Source organism: Frigoribacterium sp. Leaf8, from assembly GCF_001421165.1.
Taxonomy (GTDB): Bacteria; Actinomycetota; Actinomycetes; order Actinomycetales; family Microbacteriaceae; genus Frigoribacterium.
The window spans coordinates 73,501-98,867 of record NZ_LMKB01000008.1 but is presented as its reverse complement, the minus strand read 5'-3'; the positions used below and the strand labels follow the sequence as shown (position 1 = coordinate 98,867).

General features: G+C 73.5%; 22 protein-coding genes. 14 read left to right on the top strand and 8 right to left on the bottom strand.

Annotated elements, in window-relative coordinates; translation table 11 throughout:
- Positions 1-107: 107 nt before the first annotated feature.
- Entirely contained in the window at positions 108-677 is a 570-nt protein-coding gene (gene idi, locus ASL10_RS14905) for an isopentenyl-diphosphate Delta-isomerase (RefSeq protein WP_082460647.1), read from the bottom strand.
- A gap of 18 nt (positions 678-695) precedes the next feature.
- On the opposite strand from idi, the gene ASL10_RS14900 reads away from it, so the two are divergent.
- The 6 genes from ASL10_RS14900 to ASL10_RS14875 are packed head-to-tail and all read left to right on the top strand — an operon-like array spanning position 696 to position 6,111.
- Positions 696-1,766, top strand: coding sequence for a polyprenyl synthetase family protein (locus tag ASL10_RS14900; protein WP_082460646.1), 1,071 nt, complete (start codon positions 696-698; stop codon positions 1,764-1,766).
- On the top strand, positions 1,763-2,644 hold the full coding sequence (locus ASL10_RS16410) for a phytoene/squalene synthase family protein (protein WP_056049749.1): 882 nt from the start codon (positions 1,763-1,765) through the stop codon (positions 2,642-2,644). The genes ASL10_RS14900 and ASL10_RS16410 overlap by 4 nt, the downstream gene beginning before the upstream one ends.
- Complete coding sequence (crtI, locus tag ASL10_RS15735; RefSeq protein WP_199736290.1) at positions 2,641-4,344, top strand: phytoene desaturase family protein; 1,704 nt, start codon at positions 2,641-2,643, stop codon at positions 4,342-4,344. Before ASL10_RS16410 ends, crtI begins: the two co-directional genes overlap by 4 nt.
- Positions 4,344-4,718: a lycopene cyclase domain-containing protein gene (locus ASL10_RS14885; RefSeq protein WP_056049747.1), complete on the top strand. Its 375-nt coding sequence runs from the start codon at positions 4,344-4,346 to the stop codon at positions 4,716-4,718. Before crtI ends, ASL10_RS14885 begins: the two co-directional genes overlap by 1 nt.
- Entirely contained in the window at positions 4,715-5,131 is a 417-nt protein-coding gene (locus tag ASL10_RS14880) for a lycopene cyclase domain-containing protein (protein ID WP_082460645.1), read from the top strand. The genes ASL10_RS14885 and ASL10_RS14880 overlap by 4 nt, the downstream gene beginning before the upstream one ends.
- Entirely contained in the window at positions 5,128-6,111 is a 984-nt protein-coding gene (locus ASL10_RS14875) for a prenyltransferase (RefSeq protein ID WP_056049744.1), read from the top strand. The genes ASL10_RS14880 and ASL10_RS14875 overlap by 4 nt, the downstream gene beginning before the upstream one ends.
- 86 nt (positions 6,112-6,197) lie before the next feature.
- On the opposite strand, the gene ASL10_RS14870 is transcribed toward ASL10_RS14875, so the two are convergent.
- The gene (locus tag ASL10_RS14870; RefSeq protein ID WP_123570910.1) at positions 6,198-6,731 is read right to left on the bottom strand and encodes a MarR family winged helix-turn-helix transcriptional regulator; all 534 of its coding nucleotides are present in this window, start codon (positions 6,729-6,731) and stop codon (positions 6,198-6,200) included.
- Positions 6,732-6,834: 103 nt separating this feature from the next.
- Here ASL10_RS14870 and ASL10_RS14865 point away from each other — a divergent pair, with 103 nt between their 5' ends.
- The 5 genes from ASL10_RS14865 (at position 6,835) to ASL10_RS14845 (ending at position 10,740) form a co-directional block, all read left to right on the top strand.
- The gene (locus ASL10_RS14865; RefSeq protein WP_056049741.1) at positions 6,835-8,223 is read left to right on the top strand and encodes a glycosyltransferase 87 family protein; all 1,389 of its coding nucleotides are present in this window, start codon (positions 6,835-6,837) and stop codon (positions 8,221-8,223) included.
- 136 nt (positions 8,224-8,359) lie between these two features.
- The gene (locus tag ASL10_RS14860) at positions 8,360-8,770 is read left to right on the top strand and encodes a YtxH domain-containing protein (protein ID WP_123570908.1); all 411 of its coding nucleotides are present in this window, start codon (positions 8,360-8,362) and stop codon (positions 8,768-8,770) included.
- Complete coding sequence (locus tag ASL10_RS14855; RefSeq protein WP_056049738.1) at positions 8,763-9,191, top strand: phage holin family protein; 429 nt, start codon at positions 8,763-8,765, stop codon at positions 9,189-9,191. Before ASL10_RS14860 ends, ASL10_RS14855 begins: the two co-directional genes overlap by 8 nt.
- Positions 9,172-9,564: a DUF3618 domain-containing protein gene (locus ASL10_RS14850; RefSeq protein ID WP_056049734.1), complete on the top strand. Its 393-nt coding sequence runs from the start codon at positions 9,172-9,174 to the stop codon at positions 9,562-9,564. The genes ASL10_RS14855 and ASL10_RS14850 overlap by 20 nt, the downstream gene beginning before the upstream one ends.
- 3 nt (positions 9,565-9,567) lie before the next feature.
- Complete coding sequence (locus tag ASL10_RS14845; RefSeq protein ID WP_082460643.1) at positions 9,568-10,740, top strand: YihY/virulence factor BrkB family protein; 1,173 nt, start codon at positions 9,568-9,570, stop codon at positions 10,738-10,740.
- Positions 10,741-10,852: 112 nt separating this feature from the next.
- Here the strand turns inward: ASL10_RS14845 and ASL10_RS14840 are convergent, their stop codons facing one another.
- The 3 genes from ASL10_RS14840 to acs all read right to left on the bottom strand — a co-directional run bounded on the left by ASL10_RS14840 (position 10,853) and on the right by acs (position 14,469).
- The gene (locus ASL10_RS14840) at positions 10,853-11,650 is read right to left on the bottom strand and encodes an isocitrate lyase/phosphoenolpyruvate mutase family protein (RefSeq protein WP_056049731.1); all 798 of its coding nucleotides are present in this window, start codon (positions 11,648-11,650) and stop codon (positions 10,853-10,855) included.
- Positions 11,651-11,709: 59 nt separating this feature from the next.
- Positions 11,710-12,315 carry a nitroreductase family protein gene (locus ASL10_RS14835; protein ID WP_056049877.1) on the bottom strand — a complete coding sequence of 202 codons (606 nt, stop codon included), beginning with the start codon at positions 12,313-12,315 and terminating at the stop codon, positions 11,710-11,712.
- Between the two features lie 96 nt (positions 12,316-12,411).
- Positions 12,412-14,469, bottom strand: a complete 2,058-nt coding sequence (gene acs, locus ASL10_RS14830) for an acetate--CoA ligase (protein ID WP_056049728.1) — start codon at positions 14,467-14,469, stop codon at positions 12,412-12,414.
- A 162-nt stretch (positions 14,470-14,631) separates the two neighbouring features.
- Here acs and ASL10_RS14825 point away from each other — a divergent pair, with 162 nt between their 5' ends.
- Complete coding sequence (locus tag ASL10_RS14825; protein ID WP_162234624.1) at positions 14,632-16,908, top strand: acyltransferase family protein; 2,277 nt, start codon at positions 14,632-14,634, stop codon at positions 16,906-16,908.
- Between the two features lie 149 nt (positions 16,909-17,057).
- Entirely contained in the window at positions 17,058-19,565 is a 2,508-nt protein-coding gene (locus tag ASL10_RS16405) for a S8 family serine peptidase (protein ID WP_235452893.1), read from the top strand.
- An 18-nt stretch (positions 19,566-19,583) separates the two neighbouring features.
- Here the strand turns inward: ASL10_RS16405 and ASL10_RS14815 are convergent, their stop codons facing one another.
- Genes ASL10_RS14815 through ASL10_RS16630 form a run of 3 tightly spaced genes read right to left on the bottom strand, consistent with a single transcriptional unit; the run spans position 19,584 to position 23,868 of the window.
- Positions 19,584-22,388 carry an FtsX-like permease family protein gene (locus tag ASL10_RS14815; RefSeq protein WP_056049718.1) on the bottom strand — a complete coding sequence of 935 codons (2,805 nt, stop codon included), beginning with the start codon at positions 22,386-22,388 and terminating at the stop codon, positions 19,584-19,586.
- Positions 22,385-23,113: an ABC transporter ATP-binding protein gene (locus ASL10_RS14810; protein WP_056049874.1), complete on the bottom strand. Its 729-nt coding sequence runs from the start codon at positions 23,111-23,113 to the stop codon at positions 22,385-22,387. Before ASL10_RS14810 ends, ASL10_RS14815 begins: the two co-directional genes overlap by 4 nt.
- A complete protein-coding gene (locus ASL10_RS16630) occupies positions 23,110-23,868 on the bottom strand; it encodes a PadR family transcriptional regulator (RefSeq protein ID WP_056049715.1) in 759 nt (252 codons plus the stop codon). Before ASL10_RS16630 ends, ASL10_RS14810 begins: the two co-directional genes overlap by 4 nt.
- A gap of 289 nt (positions 23,869-24,157) precedes the next feature.
- Here ASL10_RS16630 and ASL10_RS14800 point away from each other — a divergent pair, with 289 nt between their 5' ends.
- Entirely contained in the window at positions 24,158-25,327 is a 1,170-nt protein-coding gene (locus ASL10_RS14800) for a LacI family DNA-binding transcriptional regulator (RefSeq protein WP_056049712.1), read from the top strand.
- The last annotated feature ends 40 nt before the right edge of the window (positions 25,328-25,367 follow it).

Below are 25,367 nucleotides of genomic sequence, written 5' to 3'. Positions count from 1 at the left end.
CAGGGACCGCAGGAGGCGCGGGTCGGGTCAGGCGATCCGGCTCGCGCCTTCGTCGTCCCCGGAGGAACCCTCGTCGTCCCCGGAGGAGCCTTCGTCGTCCGTCTCGCTCAGGTGGGCCAGGCCGCCAGCTGCCAGCCCAACCAGGGCGAGAAGGCGAAGGGTGCCGCCGCGACCGCGTCGCGAAGCTCTCCGGGCTCGACCCACGCCCACTCGGCGACCTCGTCGGGCGAGGGATCGGGCAGGCCGACGGCGCGGGCCGTGAAGACCGGGCAGATCTCGTTCTCGACGACGCCCGAGGCGTCCGTGGCGAGGTACCGGAACTCGGGCAGGATCACCTCGACGTCGCGGACCTCCATGCCGAGCTCTTGGTGGGCGCGCCGCATCAACGCCTCGGCCGGCGTCTCGCCGGGGGCGGGGTGGCCGCAGAACGAGTTGGTCCAGACGCCGGGCCAGGTCTTCTTCGACAGGGCTCGTCGGGTGACCAGGACGCGGCCGAGGTCGTCGGTGACGTGACAGCTGAACGCCAGGTGCAACGGCGTCGTGGTGGTGTGCACGGTCGCCTTCGCGGTCGTGCCGATGGGCGTGCCCTCGTCGTCGAGGAGCACCACGAGCTCGTCGTGAGCGCCCGGGCGGTCACCGGACGTCGGCTGGGGATGCGTCGAGATCTCACGGGTCATGAGAGGTAGTCTGCCCTGGTGGACGGTGATCACCTGCACGCAGGCACGCGGGCGAGACACGATCGTGTCGACGCCGTCCTCGACGACTTCTTCGCGTTGGCCAAGCGCCGCGCCGAGTCCGTGGGCTGGCGGTACGTCGATCTCTGGTCGGTGCTCGAGCGCAACAGCGCCGGGGGCAAGCGCTTCCGGCCCCGCATGGTCTTCACGGCCTACGACGCCCTCGGGGGCACCGACGACGAGGCCGTGGCCCGGGTCGGCGCGGCCTTCGAGCTGCTGCACACGGCCCTGATCGTCCACGACGACGTCATCGACCGCGACTTCTCGCGACGCGGCATCCCCAACGTCTCGGGCAGCTACCGCGACACCGCCACGACGGCGGGCATCCCGACCCCCGCGGCCGAGCACCGGGGCATGTCGGCCGCCGTCATCGCCGGCGACCTCGCCCTGACCGGGGCCAGTCGCATGCTGCTCGGCATCGGCTGCCAGGACCACGTCCGCACGCGCTTGCTCGACCTGCTCGACGAGGCGATCTTCGTCAGCGCGGGCGGAGAGATGGTCGACGTCGAGTTCTCCCTGTCCGCCGAGCTGCCGACCGTCGACGAGATCCTCGACATGGAGCGCGCCAAGACGGCCGTCTACTCGTTCGAGGCACCGCTGCAGGCGGGCGCCGTCCTGGCGGGCGCGGGCGAGGCCGTCGTCACGGCGGTCGGCGACTTCGGCCGCGAGGTCGGGGTCGCGTACCAGGTGGTCGACGATCTGCTCGGGGTCTTCGGCACCGAAGAGGCCACCGGCAAGACCACCCGCGGCGACCTCCGAGAGGGCAAGCGCACGGTGCTCGTCGCCCACGCCGCGACCACCGACGAGTGGTTCACGATCCAGCCGTTCATCGGCAAGGCCGACCTCAGCGAGGCCGAGGCCGAGCACGTCCGTGGTCGCCTCGAGGTTTGCGGCGCCCGCTCCTTCGCCGAGGGACTCGTCGAGCAGCACGCCCGCCGCGCGCTCGACGTGCTCGACCGGGCCGAGGTGCCCGAGTCGTTGCGCGAAGCATTGACGCCGGTCGTCCAGGACGTCCTCGAGAGGGTGCGATGACGGGCTTGTCGTTGTACGACTCCGTGGCCGACGCGACCGCGGGAGGCGTGATCCGTCGCTACTCGACGTCGTTCGGACTGGCCTCGCGCCTGCTGGGCGGCGAGGTGCGGCAGCACGTCGAGAACGTATACGCGCTCGTGCGTGTCGCGGACGAGATCGTCGACGGCCCCGCGACCGAGGCCGGTCTGGGCGCCGACGCGGCGGGCCGGTTGCTCGACGGCTTCGAGGCCGAGACCGAGCGGGCCCTGGTCGAGGGCTTCAGCCCCAACCTGGTCGTGCACGCCTTCGCCCGCACCGCCCGCGCCACCGGGTTCGGTGCCGAGCTCACCGCACCGTTCTTCGCGTCGATGCGGGCCGACCTCAGTGCCCGCGAGCACGACCAGGCGTCGTTCGACGCCTACGTGTACGGGTCGGCCGAGGTCGTCGGCCTGATGTGCCTCAAGGCGTTCCTCCACGGGCATCCCTTCCCCCCGAGCACGGTCGCCGAACTCGAAGAGGGCGCCCGGCGCCTCGGTGCGGCCTTCCAGAAGGTCAACTTCCTGCGTGACCTCGCGGCCGACTTCGAGCAGCTCGGCCGCAGCTACTTCCCCGGAGTCGACGTGACCACGTTCGACGAGCAGACCAAGACGAGACTGGTGCGAGACATCGACGACGACCTCCGCGTGAGCGGCGAGATCATCCCCGTGCTGCCGACGTCCTCGCGTCGGGCGGTGGCACTGGCCCACGGCCTGTTCGCCGAGCTGAACCGGCGTCTCGAGGCGACCCCCGCCTCCTCGCTGGTCCGGGCGCGCGTGCGCGTTCCGAACCCGGTGAAGGTGCGCATCGCCGCGGGCGCCGCCGCCGGTCGCGTCACCCGGCTGCCCGAGGCCCGCGCATGAGCCGCGACACGGTCGACCGAGGGGCGACGGGTGCCGGCACCGGGGCGTCCGACGAGTCGCACGGCCTGAGCGTCACCCGCCACGGCCGCCGCGTCGTCGTGATCGGCGGCGGCATCAGCGGCCTGGCCTCGGCTGCGCTGCTCGCCCGCGAGGGCCACGAGGTCACCCTGCTCGAGAAGAACGACGAGGTCGGTGGCCGTGCCGGGTCGTGGAGCCACGAGGGCTTCCGCTTCGACCTCGGCCCGAGCTGGTACCTCATGCCCGAGGTCTTCGACCACTTCTTCCGCCTGATGGGCACGTCGGCCGCCGAGCGCCTCGACCTCGTCGAACTCGACCCGGGCTACCGCGTGCTGTTCGAGCCGACGCCCGACGCCCCCGCGGCGAGTGCGCCGATCGACGTCCCGCGCGGCCTGGAAGAGAACGTCGAGCTGTTCGAGCGCGTCGAACCGGGCAGCGGTGAGCGCATGCGCCGGTACCTCCGGTCCGCCCGCGACACCTACGAGATCGCCAAACGGCGGTTCCTCTACACGAGCTTCGGCAGCCTCACGCCCCTGCTGCGCGGAGACGTGCTGGTCCGCCTGCCGAAGCTGGCCCGGCTGCTGCTGACGAGCCTCGACTCGTACGCGTCCCGCACGGTGACCGACCCGCGCCTCCGTCAGATCCTGGGGTACCCCGCGGTCTTCCTCGGCTCGTCGCCGTTCGACACGCCGAGCATGTACCACCTCATGAGCACGCTCGACCTCGACGACGGCGTGCTGTACCCGCAGGGCGGCCTCATCTCGGTGATCGAGGCCATCCGCGACGTGGCCGTCGAGGCCGGGGTGACCGTCGTGACCGGCGCGACCGTGACCCGGATCGTGACGCAGCCGCTCGGGGTCGAGGGCGCAGCCCTGCCGCGCGGTTCGAAGGCGACCGCCGAGGCGACCGGGGTCGACTGGACCGACGCCGAGGGAGCGACGCACCGCGTCGACGCCGACCTCGTCGTGAGCGCGGCCGACCTGCACCACACCGAGACACGGCTCCTGCCCCGCGAGCTGCGCACCTACGACTCGTCGTACTGGGCGAAGAAGAACCCCGGGCCGAGCGCCCTGCTGCTCTACCTGGGCGTCGAGGGCGAGATCCCCGAGCTCGAGCACCACACGCTGCTCTTCGCCCGCGACTGGCACGAGAACTTCGAGCGCATCTTCGGCGCCGACAAGCGCATCCCCGACCCCCCGTCGCTGTACGTCTGCAAGCCGAGCACCGTCGACCCGTCGACCGCGCCCGCCGGGCACACGAACCTCTTCGTCCTGGTGCCACTGCCCGCCGACCCGGCCCTCGGTTCGGGCGACGTCGACGGTGACGGCGACCCGATGATCGAGCGTCTCGCGGACGGCGTCATCGCCCAGATCGCCGAGTGGGCGCACGTGCCCGACCTCGCCGAGCGGATCGTGGTGCGGCGCACCCGTGGTCCGCGCGACTTCGTCGACGACGTCAACGCCTGGAGCGGCAGCATGCTCGGCCCCGCGCACACGCTCGCCCAGAGCGCCCTGTTCCGCACCGGCAACGTCTCGACCCACGTCGACTCGCTGTTCTACGCCGGCGGGTCGGTCCGTCCGGGCATCGGCCTGCCGATGTGCCTGATCAGCGCCGAGGTGCTGCTCAAGAACCTGCGCGGCGACACCAGCACCGAGCCGCTCCCCGAGCCCGCCGTCGGCTGATGGGCTTCGTCTACCTCGCGGCGTTGCTCGTCTCGTTGTTCGGCATGGTGATGCTCGACCGCAGGTTCCGCCTGTTCTTCTGGCGCGACGTGCCCCGGGCGGCGGTGACGCTGCTGGTCGGCGTCGTGTTCTTCCTGGTCTGGGACGTCGTCGGCATCGACCTCGGCATCTTCTTCCGCGGCGAGACCTCGTTCATGACCGGCGTGCTGGTGGCGACCGAGCTGCCGCTCGAAGAGGTCTTCTTCCTGACGCTGCTCTGCTACCTGACGATGAACCTGCTGGCCGCGGCCCGGATGGCTGCGGCCGTCGTGCTCGACCGGCGTGGCGCGAGCTCCACGCAGTCCGGTCGACCGGTGGACGGCGTGGCGTCGTGACCTACTGGGCCGTCAACGCGGTGTTCCTGTCGATCGTCGCGGTGCTCGGGGTGCTGGCGCTGGTGACCGCAGGCGTGCGTGGCCGGGCCGCGCGCGCCTCCTCGTCCCCGGCCGAGAGGTCGCGGCGGCGGCGCGAGCAACTGCTGGGGGCGGGCCTGGCGACCGGCGTGCTGCTCGTGATGACCGCCGTGTTCGACAACGTCATGATCGGGATCGGGCTGGTCGGCTACGACGCCGCCCGGATCAGCGGGGTCTTCGTCGGCATCGCCCCGCTCGAGGACTTCGCCTACGCGGTCGCGGCACTCGTCCTGCTGCCGTCGGTGTGGGTGCTGCTCGGCGGCCCGAAGACGCCCCGCGCCCCCGCGGCGCCGGCGGCCGGCGGGTCGACGACCGTCGAGGAGGCGCGCTCGTGAACACGATCAAGGCCCTGTTCGTCTCGTCCCGGCCCCTGAGCTGGATCAACACGGCGTTCCCGTTCGCGGCGGCGTACGTGCTGACCTCGTTGCTCGCACCGGTGACGACCGGCTACCTGGGGTCGTACCAGCCGTTGTCCCAGGTCGACGTGACGCCGACCGGCACGGAGGCCGTCCTCTTCTTCGCGGCCGAGAACGCCCTCGGCCCGGTGAACTGGCTCGTGCTGATCGTCGGCGCCCTGTACTTCCTGATCCCCTACAACCTCGCGATGTACGGCATCAACGACGTCTTCGACTACGAGAGCGACCTGCACAACCCGCGCAAGGGCGGCGTCGAGGGTGCGCTGCTCGACCGCAGCCTGCACCGCACGACGTTGCGCGCCGCAGTGATCACGAACGTGCCCTTCCTGGTGTTCCTCGTGGCGGTCGGCGACCCGCTCAGCTGGCTCGTGCTCGCCGTCAGCGTCTTCGCCGTGATCGCCTACTCGGCTCCCGGCCTGCGCTTCAAGGAGCGCCCCTTCGTCGACTCGGTCACCTCGAGCACGCACTTCGTCAGCCCGGCCGTCTACGGTCTCGTGCTGGCCGGGGCGACGTTCACGCCCCAGCTGTGGGCGTTGCTCGGCGCGTTCTTCCTCTGGGGAGTCGCGAGCCACGCGTTCGGAGCCGTCCAGGACGTGCTCGCCGACCGCGAGGGCGGCATCTCGTCGATCGCGACCGAGATCGGTGCCCGGGCGACCGTCCGCCTCTCGGTGGTGGCCTACCTGCTGGCGGGCGTGCTGCTGACCTTCACCGAGTGGCCCGGCCCGCTGGCGGCCCTGCTCACCCTGCCCTACGCGATCAGCTGCGCCCCCTGGTGGAACGTGACCGACGACCGGGCCGAAGAGGTCAACCGCGGGTGGCGACGCTTCCTGGCGCTCAACTTCGTCAGCGGGTTCGTCGTGACGATGCTCATGATCTGGTGGGTGTTCCTGCGGGGCTGACGCCGCGCCTCCTGCGGTCGTCGGCCCTCGCCCCTAGCCCCTAGCCCCTCGGCCCTCGGCCCGCGGCCCGCGGGCAGGCCGGGCGCTCAGGGGCGCCAGCCGAGGTTGAGTGCCGCCCTGCGCAGGAAGCGCACCGTGGTCGCGTGGGCTCCCGGCTCGGCCCCCCGGACCGTCTCGTCGCGGATGCCCTCGACCACGTCGACGAGCTTGCGGTGCGCGAGGCTCCCGCGCTCGGTGAGGGCGTAGCGATCGTCGCCGACCCCGTCGGTCGCGAGGCTCACCCAGCCGCTCTCGACCAGCTCGGCGAGGTGGTCCGAGCTGGACTCGCCCGTGGCCGGGTCGAGGAAGGGCGCGACGGCTCCGTCGAGTGCTGCGCGGGTCGTCGGGCCGCGCTCCAGCAGGTTGAGCAGCTGCCACTGCCGGCGGGTGACCCCGTGTTCGTCGAGGACCTCCTCGAAGCGCCGGTCGATCAGCCCGTCGACGAGCCTCAACCAGAAGCCGATCGGGCGCCCCCGGTCGACGGCCAGGTCGTCGTCGACGCTTCCGAGCTCGTCGGGTGCGTGCGTGTCGTCGGTCGGCGGGGTGACCTCGCCTGCGTCTGCGGAACGTCGTCGGTCCATGGTCGGCACCGTACACCGGTCGGACCTCCGTCTCGAGAGTGATCTTCCGATGGATTCACCTGCCGGAAAGACAACGGCAAGGACGCGGCCGTACATTCGAGGCGTGACCACCTCGAGCGCCGTCGCGCCTGCGCCCCTCCCCACGCGCCTCCGCCGGACCTGGTCGCGCGTGCAGGCGCATCCGCGCGGGCTGCTCTACGGCTTCGTCGCCGTGCACGCCGCCGTGTTCCTGGCGCTCACGCCGCTGATGATCGGCGGCGGGGTGAGCGGCGACCTGCCGCTCTACCGCTTGTGGGCGACGGGGGCCCTGAGCGAGGGCGTCTGGCCGGTCCTCGACTTCTCGTGGGTCTACCCGGCCGGGGCGATCGTCCCGATCGTGTTGCCGAACGTCTTCGGCGAACAGCACTACCAGTTCGTCTGGCTGGCCCTGCTGACCGCCCTCAACGCCGTCGCGCTCTGGCTGCTGACCGACCGCGGTCGTCGCACGGTCGACAACCGGGCAGCCTGGTGGTGGCTGCTCGTGACGCTCGTGCTCAGCCCCGTGGCCTTCCTCCGGCTCGAGGGGTTCAGCGCGCCGCTGGTCGTCGCCGCCCTCATGCTGCTGTCCACGCGTCCGCGGGTGGCCGGGCTGCTGCTCGCCGCGGCGACCTGGATCAAGGTCTGGCCCGCCGCCGTCATCGCGGCGGTCGTCGTCGGGTCGCGTCACCGGGCGGTCGTGCTGCGCGGGGGCGTGCTCGTCACCATGGTCGTCGTGTCGTGCGTGTTGCTCGGCCGCGGGGCCGACGACATCACGAGCTTCGTGACGATGCAGTCGGGACGGGCGATGCAGCTCGAGGCGACCCTCTCGACGCCCTGGCTCTGGATGGCCATGCTGCGCGTCCCCGGCGCCTCGGTCTACCAGAACGTCGCCCTCGCCACGCGCGAGGTCATGGGACCGGGCGACACCTGGATGATCAACGACAGCACGCAGGTCATGCTCGCCGTCCTCGTGCTGCTGGCCGGCGTGCTGGCCGTGGCGACCTTCGGGCTGCCCCGGTGGGCCGAGCCCGGGAGGCGCGGGTCGGCGGGCTCCGGGCGCACCGCGGCCGTCGTCCCGGCTCGCGATCGCGGCGACGAGTTCGGCACGGTGCTGCTCGGCGCCCTCACCCTCACGCTCGCCTTCGTGGTCTTCAACAAGGTGGGGTCGCCGCAGTACCTGCTCTGGATCGTGCCGATCGTGGCCGTGGGCTATGCCTCGCGTCCCGAGGCGTTCCGGACGCCCGCCGTGTTGACCGCCTGGGCCTCGGGGCTCACGACGCTCGTGTTCCCGATCCTCTACCGGCCGCTGATCGAGCTCAACCCGGTCGCCGTGCTCGTCCTGGGTGCCCGCAACGGCCTTCTCGTGGTGCTGTTCTGCTGGTGCGCGGTGCGCCTCGTGCGACTGGCGGTCGCCACGGTGCGCAGCGACGCGCTCGAGGTGGGCGTCCCGCTCGTGGCGGCCCGCGCCTCCTGACGTGGTGTCGGGGGCGGCTCGTCCCCAGGCCGGCGCCGGGCGGCGTCGTCCCCGGTCGCCCGGTCAATCTGAGCCGTCCACGCCGGGTCGTGCCAGCGTGGAAGGCCTACCTGCCACCACGAGCCAAGGAGCACTCATGAAAGGCAAGATCCTCTTCGTCGCAGGAGCGGCCGTCGGATACGTCCTCGGAGCCCGCGCAGGTCGCGGCGCGTACGTCAAGATCAAGGACCAGGCCGAGAGCCTGTGGGAGAACCCGACCGTCCAGAAGGGCGTCCAGCAGGCCGAGGGCTTCGTGAAGGAGAACGCTCCGGTCGTCGCCAAGAAGGCGCAGGACGTCGCGAACGACGCCGCCCACGCGGTCGGCTCCAAGGCCAAGTCCGTCTCGGGCAAGGGCTCGGGCGCCACCGACAAGGTCGCCGCCAAGGCCACCGAGGCAGCCCACAAGGCCGCCGACAAGGTGGACGAGAAGGCCGACGACGTCAAGAAGCAGACCTCGGGCACCAGCCCCGACGACGACAAGCTGCCGGGGGTGACGGTCGGTGAGTGACCTGAAGGCACCCGAACAGAGCACCAAACGTTCGCTCGGCTCGCTGATCGGCAGCCTGCCCGAGTTGATCTCGCGCCTCATCCGCGGCGAGATCGCGCTGGCCAAGACCGAGCTCGCCACGAAGGCCAAAGAGGCCGGGGTGGGTGTCGGCTTGTTGGTCGGAGCCGCACTGTTCGGCTTCTTCCTGCTCGCCGTGCTCATCACGGCCGGCGTCCTGGGGCTGGCGACGGTCGTCGCCCCCTGGCTCGCGGCGCTCATCGTCGCCGCCGTCCTGCTCGTGATCACGGCCGTCCTGGCCCTGCTCGGCATCAAGGCCCTCAAGAAGGGCGTGCCGCCGACCCCCGAGAAGGCCGTCGCCAGCGTGAAGGCCGACGTCAGCGCGTTGAAGGGGCAGGGCAGCTATGACTCCGAGAAGCACTGACGCGAACGGCCACGGTACGGGCGACCAGCCCGACCCCCGTGCCGAGCTCGCCGAGGCGCGTGCGGCCGAAGAGCGCGACGACGCCCACGGCAGCACGTCTCCCGACAAGGACGCCGAGAACGCGGCCGGGCCACGCCCCGGCGCGAGCATCCCCGAGATCGAGCTCGACCTCGCCCGTACCCGTGAAGAGTTCGCGGCGACGCTCGACGCCATCGAGGACAAGCTGAGCGTCCCTGCCCACGCCCGTCGGCTGAAGGCGAGCGTCTCACGGCGCCTCGACCGCGACCCGAAGCCCGTGGTGGCGGCCGCTGCGGCCGGCACCATCGGCGTCGTCGCGCTCGTCGCCGGCATCGTCAAGACGATCAGGCGCTGACCGATGGCACAGAAGAGCACCGAGCGCGAGCAGCAGTCGCCCGACGCGGACGACTCGCGCAAGCCGCAAGACCTGTCGGACGTCTCCAAGCCCTCCTGGGGGTACGTGCTGGGCAAGACCCTGCGCGAGTTCACCCGTGACCAGTGCACCGACCTCGCCGCCGCACTCACGTACTACGCGGTGCTGGCGATCTTCCCGGCGCTGCTGGCGATCGTGTCGCTGCTCGGCGTCGTGGGGCAGGCGGACTCGACGGCCACGACGCTGCTCGACCTGGTCTCGCAGTTCGGCTCGCCGCAGGTCGCCGACCTGCTGCGTGACCCGATCATGCAGCTCACCGGCTCGCCGGCTGCCGGTGTCGCCCTGATCGTCGGTGTGCTGGGTGCCCTCTGGTCGGCCTCCGGCTACGTGGGCGCCTTCGGGCGGGCCATGAACCGCGTCTATGGCATCGACGAGGGGCGTCCGATCTGGAAGCTCCGCCCGACCATGCTCGGCGTCACGGCGTTCACGGTGGTACTCATCGTGGTCGCCGCCCTCATCCTGGTGATCAGCGGCCCCGTGGCCGAGACGGTCGGCGACCTCGTGGGACTGGGCAGCACCGCGGTGTTCGTCTGGGACATCGCGAAGCTGCCGATCCTCGCGATCATCGCCGTCGTGATCGTGGCGGTGCTCTACTACTGGGCCCCGAACGTCAAGCAGCCCAAGTTCAAGTGGATGAGCCTCGGGTCGCTCGTGGCCCTGGTCATCTGGTTGGTCGCGTCCGTGGGGTTCGCGTTCTACATCGCGAACTTCTCGAACTACAACAAGACGTACGGCTCGCTCGGTGCGGTCATCGTGTTCCTGCTGTGGCTCTGGATCACGAACAACGCCCTGCTCTTCGGGGCCGAGTTCGACGCCGAGCTCGAACGTGGTCGCGAGCTGCAGGCCGGCCTCCGGGCCGAGCGCGACATCCTGCTGCCACCCCGTGACACGGCCCAGAGCGAGAAGAAGGCCGCGGCCCTCGCCAAGGACGAACTCGCCGGCATGCGACTGCGTCAGGCCGCCGCCGCGACGATCGAGCGGAACGGCGACGAGGTGCCCGAGCCGGACGGCGAGGGCGGCTCCGAGGCGTCCGAGTCCGACCGGAAGAAGGACGAGCGCGCCGGGGACGGGCACTCGAAGGGCGACCGCGACGACTAGGTGACGTCCCCTGACGACGCGACCCGCGCCTCCTCGGCTCTCACGAGCTCGGGAGGCGCGGGTCGCGTCGTTCGTCAGCCGGTGGGCGAGCCCCGCCCGCACCGGCCGTCGGTCAGAACGAGAAGCCGAGCTCGGCGGGGTAGTCGCCCCGCGCGGTGAGGGTGGTGGCGGCGTCGCGCAGGTGCGAGAGCGTCAGGCCCATCGTGGTGGGCCCGAAGCTGACGCGCGAGACGCCGAGCTCGGCCAGGCGGGCGAGCGGCACGGACGACGGGTTCGAGATGACGCTGACCTTGCCGTCGATCCGGTCGAGGGCGGCCTTCACGAGGTCTTCGGTGCCCAGGCCGAGGACGAAGGCGCAGTCGGCGCCGGCGTCGAGGTAGGCGTTGGCCCGGGTGACGGCGTCGTCGAACGAGTCGGGGTCGCCGGCCAGGGCGTCGACCCGGGCGTTGATCACGATCGGCACCCCGGCGCGGTCGCCGGCACGGCGGGCGGCGGCGATCTTCGAGACCTGGGTGTCGATGTCGTAGAGGGGCGCCTTGGCCTGGCCGATGCTGTCCTCGATGTTGAGGCCGGCGGCGCCCTCCTCGATCAGGCGGAAGACGTTGTCGAGCGTGCCGGCGGCGTCGGTCGCGTACGCCTTCTCGAAGTCGACGGAGACGGGCAGGTCGACCGAGCGGATCACGATGCGGGCGGCGGCCAGCATGTCGTCGACGTCGAGGCCCTCGCCGTCCTCGACGCCGTGCGCCTCGCTGATCGAGTGGGAGGCGGTGGCCAGGGCCTTGACGCCCGGTGCGCCCGCGACGATGCGCGCGGTGATGCTGTCCCAGACGTTCGTCACGATCAGCGGGTCGCCGGGGACGTGGAGGGAGCGGAGGAGTTCGGCCTTCTCGGCCGTGCTGGAGATCGACATGCGCCCAGCCAACCAGCCCGGGCTGGCAGGCACCAGCCCGGGCTCGCCTCGCCGAGCTGCTAGTCGCGCCGCAGGACGAGCTCGCTGAGCGGCAGGCGCTCGCGAGGGGCGGTCTCGCGCTCGGCGAGGGCCTCGATCAGCTTGTCGGCCTCGTCGACGACGCCGACGGCCGTGACCGTCACGGGCTTGAGGTTGTCGGTCAGGCCGAACGCGACGACGATCTCGTCCCATTCGACGCCGGCCATCTGGTGCGTGTGGAAGCCCTCGGCGTGTGCCTGCACCGTGAGGTGGGCGACGGCCTGGCCGAGGTCGTACTCGGCCCACTGGCGCACCTCGCCCTCGACGGTCGAGGTCTCGGCGACGGCGACGACGAGCGCCGACGCGTTGCCCGCCCAGGCGGCGTTGAAGCCCATGAGCGCCTTCACGATCGTGTCGAACGTGGCCGTGCCGCGACGGCCGACGACGAAGCGACGCGGCTGCGTGTTCGCGGCCGACGGTGCCCAGCGGGCGGCCTCGAGCAGGGCGTCCAGCTGACGGTCCGAGATCTCGGCGGTGGGGTCGAACGAGCGGGGGCTCCAGCGCTCGTCGAGCAGCGGCACGAGCGGCACGCTCGTCTCGGCGGTGCGGAGGGTGGACGGGGCGGCGGTGGTCTCGGAGATCGACATGACGACGCTTTCTTCTCGGAACGGGACGGGGGAGGCGAGGCGCGTCATCGGGCCCCGACCACGGTAACCCTCGGTGTGGGCCGGTGATTCCCGACCTCAGGAGGCGCGGGTCGCCTCCGCGAGGATCGCCGCCACCCGGCCGGGCACGGTCTCGTCCTGCAGGCTCGTCGTGTCACCCAGGGGTCGGCCGTCGACGATGTCGGCCAGCAGCCGCCGCATGATCTTGCCCGAGCGCGTCTTGGGCAGGTCCGGCACGACGAACACGGTCGCGGGCTTGGCGATCGGCCCGATCTGGTCGGCCACGTGGGCGCGCAGCACGGGGGACAGCGACCCCGCGAGCGGAGCCCACACCGACGGCTCGGCGACGTCGCCGGCGTCCCGCACCGCGCCTCCTTCCGGCCGTGTCGACGGCACCACGAACGCCGCGATCGCCTGGCCGGTGCGGTCGTCGGCCACGCCGACGACGGCGGCCTCGGCGACGGCCGGGTGCGACACGAGCGACGACTCGATCTCGATGGTCGACAGGCGGTGCCCCGACACGTTGATCACGTCGTCGACCCGGCCGAGCACCCAGATGTCGCCGTCCGCGTCGTACTTCGCGCCGTCGCCCGAGAAGAACCAGCCCTGCCGCCAGTAGGTCGCCCAGTAGCTGTCGCGGTACCGCTCGGGGTCGCCCCAGACCGTGCGGGCGAGGGCCGGTCCGGTCTGCTGCACCACGAGGTAGCCGCCGCTGCCGTTCGGCACGCGCTCGCCGGCGTCGTCGACCACGGCGGTCGAGAGCCCGGGCAGCGCCCGCAGCGACGAGCCGGGCTTGAGGGTGTCGGCACCGGGCAGCGGGGCCATGACGGCGGCCCCCGTCTCGGACTGCCACCACGTGTCGACGATCGGGCACCGGCCCCGGCCGAACTGCTCGTGGAACCAGACCCACGCCTCGGGGTTGATGGCCTCGCCGACCGTGCCGAGCAGGCGCAGCGACGACAGGTCGTAGGTGTCGGGCAGTCCCTCGGGGAACCACGACGACAGGGTCCGCACCAGCGTCGGCGCCGTGTAGTAGGCGGTGACGCCGTAGCGCTCGATGATCTCGAGGTGGCGGGCGGGGTGCGGGGTGTCGGGCGTGCCCTCGTAGATCACCTGCGTCAGGCCGTTCGACAGCGGGCCGTAGATCTCGTAGGTGTGCGCCGTCACCCAGGCGAGGTCGGCCGTGCACCAGTGCACGTCGTCGGGCTTCGCGTCGAAGACGGCCCAGTGGGTCCAGTTCGCCTGCGTCAGGTAGCCGCCGCTCGTGTGCACGAGTCCCTTGGGCTTGCCGGTGGTGCCGCTCGTGTACATGATGAACAGCGGCGTCTCGGCGCCGAAGTACTCGGGTTCGTCGGTGTCGGGTTGCGCGTCGACGACGTCGTGCCACCAGAGGTCGCGGCCGTCCGTCCACGGCACGTCGGGCGTCTGCTCGCCGGTGCGCCGCACGACGAGGACGTGCTCGATCTCGTTGTCGCCGCTGACGGCGTGGTCGGCGTTCGCCTTGACCGGCACCGCGGACCCTCGTCGGAACTGCCCGTCGGTCGTGACCAGCAGCTTGGCCCGTGTGTCCTCGACGCGGAACTTCAACGCCTCGCCCGAGAAGCCGCCGAAGACGAGCGAGTGGATCGCGCCGAGTCGGGCGATGGCGAGCGTCACGACGATCGTCTCGGCGATGACCGGCAGGTAGACGACCACCCGGTCGCCCTTCTCGACGCCGAGCGATCGCAGGCCGTTGGCGGCCTTCACGACCTCGCGCTGCAGTTGTGCGTAGGTGATGTCACGACGGTCGCCGGGCTCGCCCTCGACGTGCAGGGCGACCTTGTCGCCGAGGCCGGCGTCGACGTGCCGGTCGACGCAGTTGACGGCGACGTTGAGCGTTCCGTCGGCGAACCAGGTCGCCTCGGGCACGGTGAGCGTGCCGTCCGGCCCCTCGGTCACGGGCTTCCAGGTGTGCGCGACCGTCCACGGCTTGTGCCAGTCGAGCCGCTGCGACGCCTCGGCCCAGAACGCGACGGGGTCGGCGGCCGCGCGGGCGTGCTCGGCCGAGGTGACGTTGGCCCCCTCGACGAGCGCAGGAGGCGCGGCGAAGGTCCGTCGCTCGTCGAGCAGGTTCGAGATGGTGTCGCTGGTGGCCATGCGTCCCACGCTACGGGCGGCACGCCGGTGGCGGGCGTCGCGGGGCAACGCTGCGTAACGCGCGGGGACCGTGGCGGCGACGGGCGAGACCGTCGGCTCTTGTCGTTCAGGATGCGACGTGAGATATTGGTATGTCACGTGATTCCGACCCGAGAGAGAAGCATGTCCGACTCGACCCCCCACCGTCCTCCGTCCGCTCCCTCGTCGTCGCGTCGGGGTGGTGCTTCCTCGACGGGCGGCGGGTCGGCAGCTTTCCGTCGCGACGTCCAGGGGTTGCGCGCCGTCGCCGTCGTCGCGGTCGTGCTCGAGCACGTCTCGGGCTGGCCGCACGGCGGCTTCGTGGGCGTCGACGTCTTCTTCGTGATCTCGGGCTTCCTGATCACCGGGTTGTTGCTCCGTGAGCACGCTCGGACGGGCCGCATCTCGCTGGCCGACTTCTACCGTCGCCGGGTCCGACGCCTCCTGCCGGCGGCGCTCGTCGTCGTCGCCGCGACCCTGCTCGCCGCGACGGTCCTCCTGCCCGACCGCCGCGTGGTCGGGCTCGGGATCGACGCCCTCTACTCCCTCGCCTTCGTGGCCAACTGGCACTTCGCCGCCGTGGGCACCGACTACTTCACCGCCGACGGACCCGTCTCGGCCTTCCAGCACCTCTGGTCGCTCTCGGTCGAAGAGCAGTTCTACGCGTTCTGGCCGCTCCTCGTGATCGTCGTCCTCGGCTTCGGCCTGCGGCGTCCGGGGCGCCCCGCGGCCGTCTCCCGCGAGGCGGGCACGGGGTCGGGGTCGGGCCGACGGCTCGTGCTCGCGGCCGTGATCACCGCCCTCTGCGCGGCGTCGTTCGTCTGGGCCGTGGTCGACACGGCGGGCGACCCGACGGGCGCCTACTTCTCGACGCTGACCCGGGTCTGGGAACTCGGGCTCGGTGCCCTGGCGGCGCTGGCCGTTCCGCTGACCCGGCGGTTGCCGCGGGCGATCGGCACGACGCTCGGCTGGCTCGGTCTCGTCGGCATCCTGGCGAGCGTCGTGGTCGTCGACGGGCAGACCGCGTTCCCGGGCCCGTGGGCAGCGCTTCCCGTGGTCGCGACCCTGGCGGTCGTCGTGGGCGGCGGCGTGCCCGGGGCCGTCGCACCGGCGCCCCTGGCGAACCGGGTCACCGACTACCTGGGTGCGATCAGCTACTCGCTCTACCTCTGGCACTTCCCGATCGTCGTCATGATCCGCGCGGTCGTGCCCGAGGGCGAGCTGCTGGCCTACCCCCTGTCGCTCGGCTTCGCCGTGGTGGGTCACCACCTCGTCGAGAAGCCCTTCATCTCGTCGCCCCTGCTAGCCCCGCGACGGGGCGAGGGCCGTCGTCGGCTGTGGCGTCGCTGGGCCGACGACCAGGCGCCGTCCGCCGGTCGGGCCGCCCTCGGGGGCCTCGGCATGCTGGCCGTCGTGATGGTGGTGGCCGCGGTGGTCTCGGTCCGGCCCGTGGCGGCGCCGCCCGTGCTCCCGCCCGTCGCAGGGGGCACCGGCCTCGGGGCCTCCGTCGAGGCCGGGGCGTCCGACGGCGGTGCCGACGGCGACGGCGTCGACGGCTCCGGTCCGGTCGGTCCGGCCGAGGGGGCGATGGCCGAGTCGGTCCGGGCCGCGCTGGCGGCGACCTCGTGGCCGACGCTGACCCCCGACCCGGGCGACACCATGCCGTTCGGGGCGAACAACGACTGCGGTCGCGTCGATCTGCCCCTGCCGCGCGCCGAGTGCACCTTCGGCACCGGCGACAAGACGGTCGTCCTCGTGGGCGACTCGACGGCCGCCGCCGAGCTGGATGCCGTGGTCGAGATCGTCGAACCGGACGACAGCGGGTGGCGCCTGGTCGCGCTGCCCCTGTTCGGCTGCCCGTTCGTCGATCTCGCCGTCGCCCAGAATTCCGACCCCGAGAGCTGCACCACCCACCAGGCCGACGCCGTCCGGACGATCGTCGAGACGGCACCCGACCTGCTCGTCGTCACGAACTCCTTCGTCCCGTTCGAACACGCCGACACCGGCGCACCCGTGACGCCGCGCGAGTACGCCGAGGCACTGCAGCGCCAGCTCGAGTCGGTGGGCGGCGCGGCGACGCGCACCGTGTTCGTCACGCCCCCGCCGGCACACCGGTCGCTCGACGACTGCTACCGCCCGGGCGGCTCGCCCGTCGACTGCATCTCGTCCGTGTCGGCGGATCACGCCGCCAACCTCGCCGAGACGCAGAAGACGATGAGCGCCCTGGGCGGTTCCCTCGTCGACACGTCGCGGTTCCTCTGCGTCGACGGGCTCTGCCCCGCCTTCGTCGACGACGTGCCCGTCAAGCGGGACTTCACCCACTACACGGGGGCGTTCGACGCCAAGCTCGCCCCCGTGCTGCGCGAACTCGTCTTCGAAGCCGAAGCCGAAGCCGAGGCCGAGGGCGGCCCGGCCGCCTGACGTCCGGCCGTCAGACGCCCGGCCACCTGACGCCCGGACGAGCACGGGCCCCGGGGCGCCGGGCCGCCTAGCCGCCTCGTCCGCGAGTCCCTCGAACGGGAGGCGGGATCGTGACCCCGTCGTGACCGGTCGCCGCCTATCGTTGCCAGGTGACCCACAGCCCTCGACGCCGTCCCGCTCGTCGATCGACCCGTGCCGTGGGTGGGGCAGCGCTCGCCGCGGTCCTCGTGTTCGCACCGGTCACGGCCGTCGCCGCGGACGCCCCGGCGACCGCCGCCTCGTCACCGGCTCCGACGGCCTCCTCGTCACCGGCCCCCACGGCCGGCGTGCCCGAGCTCTCCGCGCCCGCCTCGAGCGCGACGCCTGCCGCAGCCCCCGCAGCCCCCGCCGCCCCCGCCGCGGCTGCCGTCGATGCGATGAACTACGTCGTCAACGCGGTGCCGGGCGCCGTCACGACCGAGGCGGCCTCGGCCGCGGTGGTCGCCGCGGGCGGCACCGTCCTCGCCCGGTGGGACGAGATCGGGGTGGTGACCGCTCGGTCGACCGCCGCCGGTTTCGTCGACCGGGTCCGCGCCTCCTCGTCCGTCGAGTCGGCCGGCCCGACCCGGACGGCCGCCGTCCGTGCGACGCCCGACGCCGACGCGGGTGGCGACGCCGAGTCCTCTGCCGTCCCGTCGACGGGAGTGCAGGCGACCGGTCTGGCCGAGCGGGTCGCCGACGTCGCCGATCCCGGCGAGGAGCGGCGGTGGAACGACCAGGCCGTCCACGCCGCCGAGGCGCGTGCGGTGCAGCCCGGGACCCCCGCCGTGCTGGTCGGCGTGCTCGACAGCGGCATCGACGCGACGCACCCCGACCTCGTCTCGCAGGTCGACCCGGCCGCCTCCGTGGGTTGCAGCGTGGACGGCGTCGCCGACCCCGACCCCGCCGCCTGGGCGCCGTCGTCCGACGCCGCGACGAGCACCCGCGAGCACGGCACGCACGTGGCGGGCATCATCGCCGCGGCCGACGACGGCCGGGGTGTCGTCGGGGTCGCGCCGGGCGTGCGGCTGGCCAGCGTCAAGGTCGTCGACGCGGACGGCTTCATCTACCCCGAGTACGCGATCTGCGGCTACATGTGGGCGGCGCAGCAGCAGATGGACGTGACGAACGCGAGCTTCTTCGTCGACCCGTGGGCCGCCTGGTGCTCGGCCGACCCCGACCAGGCCCCGGCCCTCGACGCGGTCGCGCGGGCGGTCGCCTGGTCCCAGCACGAGGGCGTCCTCGACGTGGCGGCCGCCGGCAACGCCACGGTCGGTGCCGTCGCCGTCGACCTCGCCCACAAGACCGCCGACTCGCTCAGCCCGAACGACTCGACCCCGCAGCCGGGGCGCGACGTCTCGCAGGGGTGCTCGCAGCTGCCCGCCGAGGTCGACGGCGTCGTCACCGTCTCGTCGGCCCAGCAGGGCGGCAGCTCGATCGAGAAGTCCCGGTTCTCGAACTACGGTGCGGGCGTCGTGGACCTGACGGCCCCCGGGGCCGCCGTGCTCAGCACGGTCCCCGGTGGCGGGTTCGCCGCCCTCAGCGGGACCTCGATGGCGGCTCCGCACGTCGCCGGGGTCGCGGCCCTGCTGGCGAGCGTGCACCCGGGCGCGACCCCGGCCGAACTGCGGGACCTGCTCGCCCGGCAGGCCGGCGGCGAGACTCCCTCCGAGTACTTCGGGGCCGGCATGGTCGACGCTTTCGCGGCCGTGACCGAAGACCGGGGACGCGGGGCGGTCGCCGTCGCCCCCGACGGCGTGCTGCAGGCGGGCGCGGCGGCCACCCTGCGGGGCGCCGGCTTCGTGCCCGGTGAGACGGTCCGGGCCGAGGGCGACGCGTTCGACGACTCGACGTCGACCGTCGCCGATCAGCGTGGCCGGGTCCAGCTGCCCGTCCGGCTCTCGCCCGGCACCCCGACGGGTCCCCTGTCGTTCTCCGTGGTCGGGTCGTCGGGCTCGGGCGCGGTCGTCGACGTCGAGGTGCAGGAGGCGCTGGCCGGCCCGGTCGTCACCTCACCGGCCGACGGCGACCGTCTGCCCTCGGGGCAGGCCGTGGTCGTCGAGGGCACTTCGATCGACTCCGCCCGCGTCGCCGTCACCGTCGAGCCCGCCGGGAGCCCGCCCGCCGGGGACCTGCCCGCCGGGGACCTGCCCGCGACGGCCCGGGCCTTGGCGGCCGCTCCCGCCGCTGCCGAGTCCTCGACGGTCCGTGCCGAGCAGGACGGCACGTTCCGCGCGACGTTCGCCGGCCTCGCCGCCGGTGCCTGGCAGGTCTCGGCCGTCACCTGGACCGTGGACGACGTCGTCTCGGCGACCGGTACCGCCGTCCTCTTCGCCGTCGACCCGGTCCCGGCTCCCGTGCCGGGTGACGAGGCCGGCGTCCCGGCCGAGCCCGGGGCCGCACCGGCCGGTCCGGGGTCGGCGTCGCCCACGCCGGGCTCCTCGCCGGGCGAGGCCGTCGTCCCGACGGGTGCCCCGGGGCGCCCGCTCGCCGCCGACCCGGCCCGCGCCTCCTCGGCCGCTCTCGCGTGGACCGGTTCGGAGCCGGGTCCCGTGGCCCTCGCCGCCCTGTTGATCGTCGCGTTCGGCGTGGTCGGCGTCGGCGTCGGGCGGCGTCGTCGCGTCGACGAGACCCGCTAGCGGCGGCCCGCCCGCTCGTCAGTCCAGCACGGGTCGTCGCACGAGGGAGGCCGGTCGACGGCTCGTCAGGGCACTGCCGGCGGCGACGACGAGGGGAAGCCCGACGGCCACGACGGCGAGCACCCACCACGGTGGGGCGAACGGCAGGTCCGAGGCCCAGACCATGGCCCCCGTCGGCACCAGCCCCAGGATCGTGCCCAGCACGGCACCCGTGCCCACGACCACCACGCCCTGCCAGAACGACATGGCGCGTCGCTGGGCGTCCGTGCCTCCGACGGCCTGCATGGTCACCTGGTCGCTCAGGCCCTCGGCGCGGGCCAGCCCCAAGGCGACCGCGGCCGCCGCGGCGCAGACGAGGGTCGTCGCGAGGAGTGCCAGGACGAGGGCCAGGTCGAGGCCCCGATCGACGGGACTCGTCTCGACCGTCGCCCGGCCGTCGGTGGCGGTGGTGACCGCGGCCCGGAGGCCGGCGGCCTCGTCCTCGGTCGGTTGCCGGTCGGTGACCATCACGACGGCACGCTGGGTCAGCTCGAAGCCCAGCCGCTCGGCGGTGCCGGGGCTCATCAGGACGGCCCCGGTGCTGAGCGTCGTCGGACGCTGGACGACGGCCGGGAGCGACACGGACGTCGAGGGGGTGGCCGAGGCGTCGAAGCCGTCCACGACATCGGCCGGGGTGGCGAGACCGATGGTGGCCTCGCCGTCGACGACGAGCGACGGGTCGAAGGCGATGACGCCGCCCGACTCGAACGCGGCGCGGGCGGCCGTGGACGGAGCGGCCCCCAGGGTCACGGCGAGGCCGTCCTCGTCGGTCACGATGATGTTGTCCTGTGACGTGAACGACCCGAGCGGGTAGTCGCAGGCAGGGTCGGCATCGGTGATCCGCTGCGCCTCACGGGACGACAGGCCCTCGAGGCGCCCCGTCGACGAGTCGCAACGGTCGGGGACGGTCAGCACGGCCCACGGCGTGACCGCGTCGACGGCGACCGGGGCGCCGTTCGAGTCGTAACCGCTGGGGACCGGGGTCTGCCACACGGCACGGTCGCTCACCGGGAGGCCGCGCGCGACGGCGGCGACGGCCGCGGAGTCGAGCGAGGCCGCCTCGGGGGAGCCGCCCGGCACGCGGAGGTCGGACGCCTGGTCGTACGAGATCGCCACGGTGCCCGCCGGGTAGGGGCGGTAGAAGGAGTCCTCGGACTGTCGTGCGGCCGCGGTCGACATCGAGACGCCGAACACCGCGACGAACACCGCCGTGGTGACGGCCGCCACGGCGGGAGCCGTGCGGGCGGCGCCGTGGGAGGCGTCGCGCAGGGCGAGCCGCAACGGCATGGGTGCGAGCGTGGACGCGCGCCCGAGCCGACGGACGAGCGCCGGCACGAGCAGCAGGACGCCGACGAGGGCGGCCACGGCGGAGACCGCGAGGCCGACGAACGCCGCCCACCACCAGCGCGAGCCGACCGGGACCGAGGTGGCGTACGAGACCCATCCCGCCCCGAAGCAGGCGAGGACGCCGCCGACGACGAGGACGCCGGCGAGCACGGCGGACCGTCGGCCGCGGCCCCGGTCCGACGCGGCGTCCACCGCGCCGGAGGCCGTCCCGCCGCGCAGCGAGTCCATCACGTCGACCCGGGCGGCACGGCGCGCGGGCACCACGGCCGCGATCCACGACACGGCGACGGCGAAGAGTCCGATGCCCGCGACCACGACCCCGGGGACGTGGACGCCCCAGAAGGCGAACGGGCCCACGTCGACGCCGGCTCGACGGGCGAGGGCGACGACGCCGATGCCGAGGTCGACGCCCACGGCGAGACCGGTGACCGCGGCGACGACGCCGACCCACACCCCCTGCCGCGTCACGATCCGGGTCAGCGTGCGCTGGTCGGCCCCGACCGCGGCGAGCACGGCCAGGGTGCGGCGTTGCCGACGGGCCCCGACCCCGAAGGCCGCCCCCGCGAGCAGGGCGACCTCGGCGCCGGCGAAGACGGCGAAGACCACGCCGAGGGCGGCGTAGGTGCCCGTGCTGCCGTAACCCGCCTCGCTCTCGAGCCCGGGGGTGCCCTCGGGCGGAGGGTCGGCGACCACCGCCGCCGACCAGACGACGAATCCCGCGCGCCCCAACTCGCGCACCTCGTCCCAGTCGACGGCGTCGCCCACGAGGTACTGCTCGGACGACGTCGACGACGCCGAGGTCGTCGACGACGGGTCGGGCAGGCCCGCCGCCAGGTCGTCGCGGGCGAACACCTGCCGGTCGTCCGTGCCGCCGCCGACCTCGGACATGATGCCGACGACCGTGACCTCGAGGTCGCGCGGGCCGTCGGCGCCGGGGACGCGGTGCACGGTCGTGGTCGATCCCGTCTCGAGCCCGTCGTCGCGGGCGAGGGCGGGCGTGACGAGCACCTCGTCGCCCCGCTCGGCGGCCCGCCCCCGCTCGAGCACGTAACGGCCCTCGAAGGCCGGGTCGGTCACCGGTCCGATCACGACGCCGGCAGGGGACGTGCCGACCCGGGTCCAGAGGGTGCGCAGGGTGAGCGTCCGCTCGACCCCGGGCACGACGTCGGCCGGCGGGCGGTAGGTCACCTCGTCGCCCGACCACTGGTTCAGCCCCCGGACGGACTGCCGGGTCTCGTAGCCGGTCCAGTGCACCCGGGCGGCCGTCTGGCCCAGCGTCGAGGTGATCTCCTGCCGGGTCGTGGGCATCGCGCTCGCGACGAGCACCGCCGCCCCCGAGGCGCCGGCCACGGGCAGCGCGATCAGCAGCACGACCATCACGTACTCGCGCAGGCGCCTGAGCACCTGTCGACGCGCGACGAGGCCGCCGGCCGTCACCGCGCCTCCGGGGTCAGCAGCGACTCGGGCCCCCGCGGCGCGGACTCGTCGACGAGGCGGCCGTCGCGGAGGAACACGATCCGGTCGGCCCAGGCGGCGTGGCGGGCGTCGTGCGTGACGAGCAGGCCCGCGGCACCCGCGTCGACCCGTTCGCGCAACAGGCCCATGACCTCGTCGCCCGTGCTGCTGTCGAGCGCGCCGGTCGGCTCGTCGGCGAGCACCAGGCGACGGCTGCCGACGAGGGCGCGGGCGATCGCGACGCGCTGCTGCTCGCCGCCCGAGAGCTCGGCGGGGAAGGCCCGTCCTCGAGCGGCCAGGCCCAGGGTGGCCAGCGCGTCGTCGGCGGCACGCCGGGCGGCACGGGTGCCGATGCCGTCGAGTTCGAGCGGCAGGGCGACGTTCTCGGCCGCGGTCAACGTCGAGACGAGGTTGAACTGCTGGAACACGAAGCCGACCGACCGTCGTCGCACCCGCGCGACCTCGGCCGCGCTCAGGTCGGCGAGCCAGGTGCCGTCGACCTGCACGTGCCCTGCGGTCGGCGTCGTCAGGCCGCCCGCGATCGCCAGCAAGGTCGACTTGCCCGAGCCGGACGCGCCCATGACGGCGACCAGCTCGCCCTCGAGGACGGTCAGGCTCACGCCGTCGAGGGCGGTGCGGGCGAGGTCGCCGGTTCCGTGTTCGTGCCCCACCGCGAGCAGGGTCAGCACCTCGGCGCGCTCGGTCACGACCGACCTCGTGCGGCCCGCGCCGGCCCCGGCGTCCGGGCAGGGGACCCGGGCCCGCTCGTCGTCGGGGCCACGGCCTCGACCGCCCACTGCCGTTCGGCGAGCGACGCCCGGCGCAGGCTCGACTCGACGTGGTCGAGCCAGCGCACCTCGGCCTCGGCCGCGAAGATCATCGAGTCGACGACGAGGCGCCAGGCGAACTCGCCGGGCGCCTCCGGGTCGCCCCCGGCGTGCTTGGTCCGGGTGAGTCGCTGCAGCTTCGCCAAGGAGGCGCGGCGCTGCGTCTGCACGAGCGTCGCCACGTCCACCCCCGGCAGGGTCGCGGCGAGGGCGAACTTGAGCGGCAGCTCGTCACGGGTGGCGTCGGGGGTGTCGACGGCCGTCCCGAGCCAGTGGGCGACCTCGGCCCGTCCGGCGGCCGTGATGCGCCAGAGTCGTTGGTGTTCTCCGGCGGCCTGCCCGGTGCCCGCCACCGAGGCCTCGGCGGCGGGCGACCCGTCGGACCCGGGCGATCCGTCGGACCCGGGCGATCCGTCGGACCCCGGCGACCCGTCGGCCTCGGGCGACGTGTCGCGGGGCGAGGGCTCGTCACGCTCGACGAGGCCGTCGCGGTCGAGCCGGTCGAGGGTGGAGTACACCTGGCCGACGTTGAGCGGCCAGGTGGACCCGGTGCGTCGGTCGAACTCGCTGCGCAACTGGTAGCCGTACCCCGGGCCCTGGTCGAGGATCGCCAGCAGGCCCAGTCGCACGGTCACGGGGCCGCCTCGCCGTCCGGTCGTGCCGTCACGTGGCCTCCTGTGGTCGAGTCGCGGCGTCGCCTCGTGGCGCCCGTGCATACCGAGTATGCCCCGCATCGTCGACTCCGACAAACGGCACCCGCGACGTCCGTCGACGGCGCCCTCGACGGCGCCCGCGTCGACGTCCGCGCCGGCGGCACCCGACGGCCGTCCCGCACCGGCCGGGGCAGGAGGCGCGGGTCGGCCCCGGGCACCGACCGACCTAGGATGGTCCGCGACCCGCCGCCGCCCTCCTGGAGGACCTCTCGTGACCAAGGCCCCGACCGTCTACGACGTGGCCGCCCACGCCGACGTGTCGATCGCGACGGTGTCGAGGGTGCTGCGCCGTCCCGACGACGTGCGCCCCGAGACCCGGAGCCGGGTGCTCGAGTCGGTGCGTGCCCTCGGCTACGTGCCGAGCGGCGCGGCCCGCGGCCTCGCCGGCCGACGCACGGGCGTGCTCGGCCTCTTCCTGCCGGGCCACGACGGCATCGACGGCCCCGAACCCGACTGGGCCCGGGTGTCGGACGCCTCGCGCATCCCGCTGATCGACGATCGCGAGCGGGCGGACCCGCCGACCGTCGTCGACCCGGGCCGCGGTGCGGCGACCCTCACCGCGCCTCCTCGGGGCGACCACGCGTCGAACCCGGCGAACCTGTACTTCGACGAGGTGCTGCGCGGCGCCGAGGTCGAGGCCTGGCGACGGGGCTTCGCCCTCATGGTCGCCGCCGGGCGGGGGTCGAGCCGCGAGGTGATGGTCAACGACATCGCGGGTCGGGTCGACGGGCTCGCGGTGCTGGCCCAGACGGTGCCGGGCGACCTGCTGGCGCACGTGGCACGACGCATCCCGGTCGTCGTGCTCGCCGACTCGCGACCGGGCGACGACCTCGACCACGTCGGCGTCGACAACGTCGCCGGCATGCACGCCCTGACCGACTTCGTGCTGGGGTCGCGGGGGGTTCGCGACGTCGCCTACGTCGCCGGACCGTCCGACTCGCCCGACGAACTCGACCGTCACGCCGGTTTCGACCGGGCCGTCGAGGCGCACCGTGCGTCCGGCGCGCGCGTCACGGTCCGGGTCGAGCCGGGCGAGTTCTCCCGTGCCGGCGGTCGTCGTGCGGCGGCGGCCCTGCTCGAGGCCGGCGACCTGCCCGGAGCCGTCCTCTGCGCGAACGACCAGTCGGCCCTCGGCGTCCTCGACGTCTTCGGCGAGCAGGGCGTCGACGTGCCCGGTCGCGTGCTCGTGACGGGGTTCGACGGCATCGACGCCGGCCGGTTCTCCCGGCCCCGGCTCACCACGGTGCGTCAGCCGATGGGCGAGCTCGGCCGCATCGCCGTCCGGACGGTCGTCCGGCGACTGACCGACCCGGGAGCACCCGCGCAGCGGGTCACCCTGCCGGTCGAGGTGCTGCTCCGCGAGAGCTGCCCCGCGCCCTGAGCGTGGCCCGCCCGCGAGCCCGCCGGCGCCTCCGCCCGCG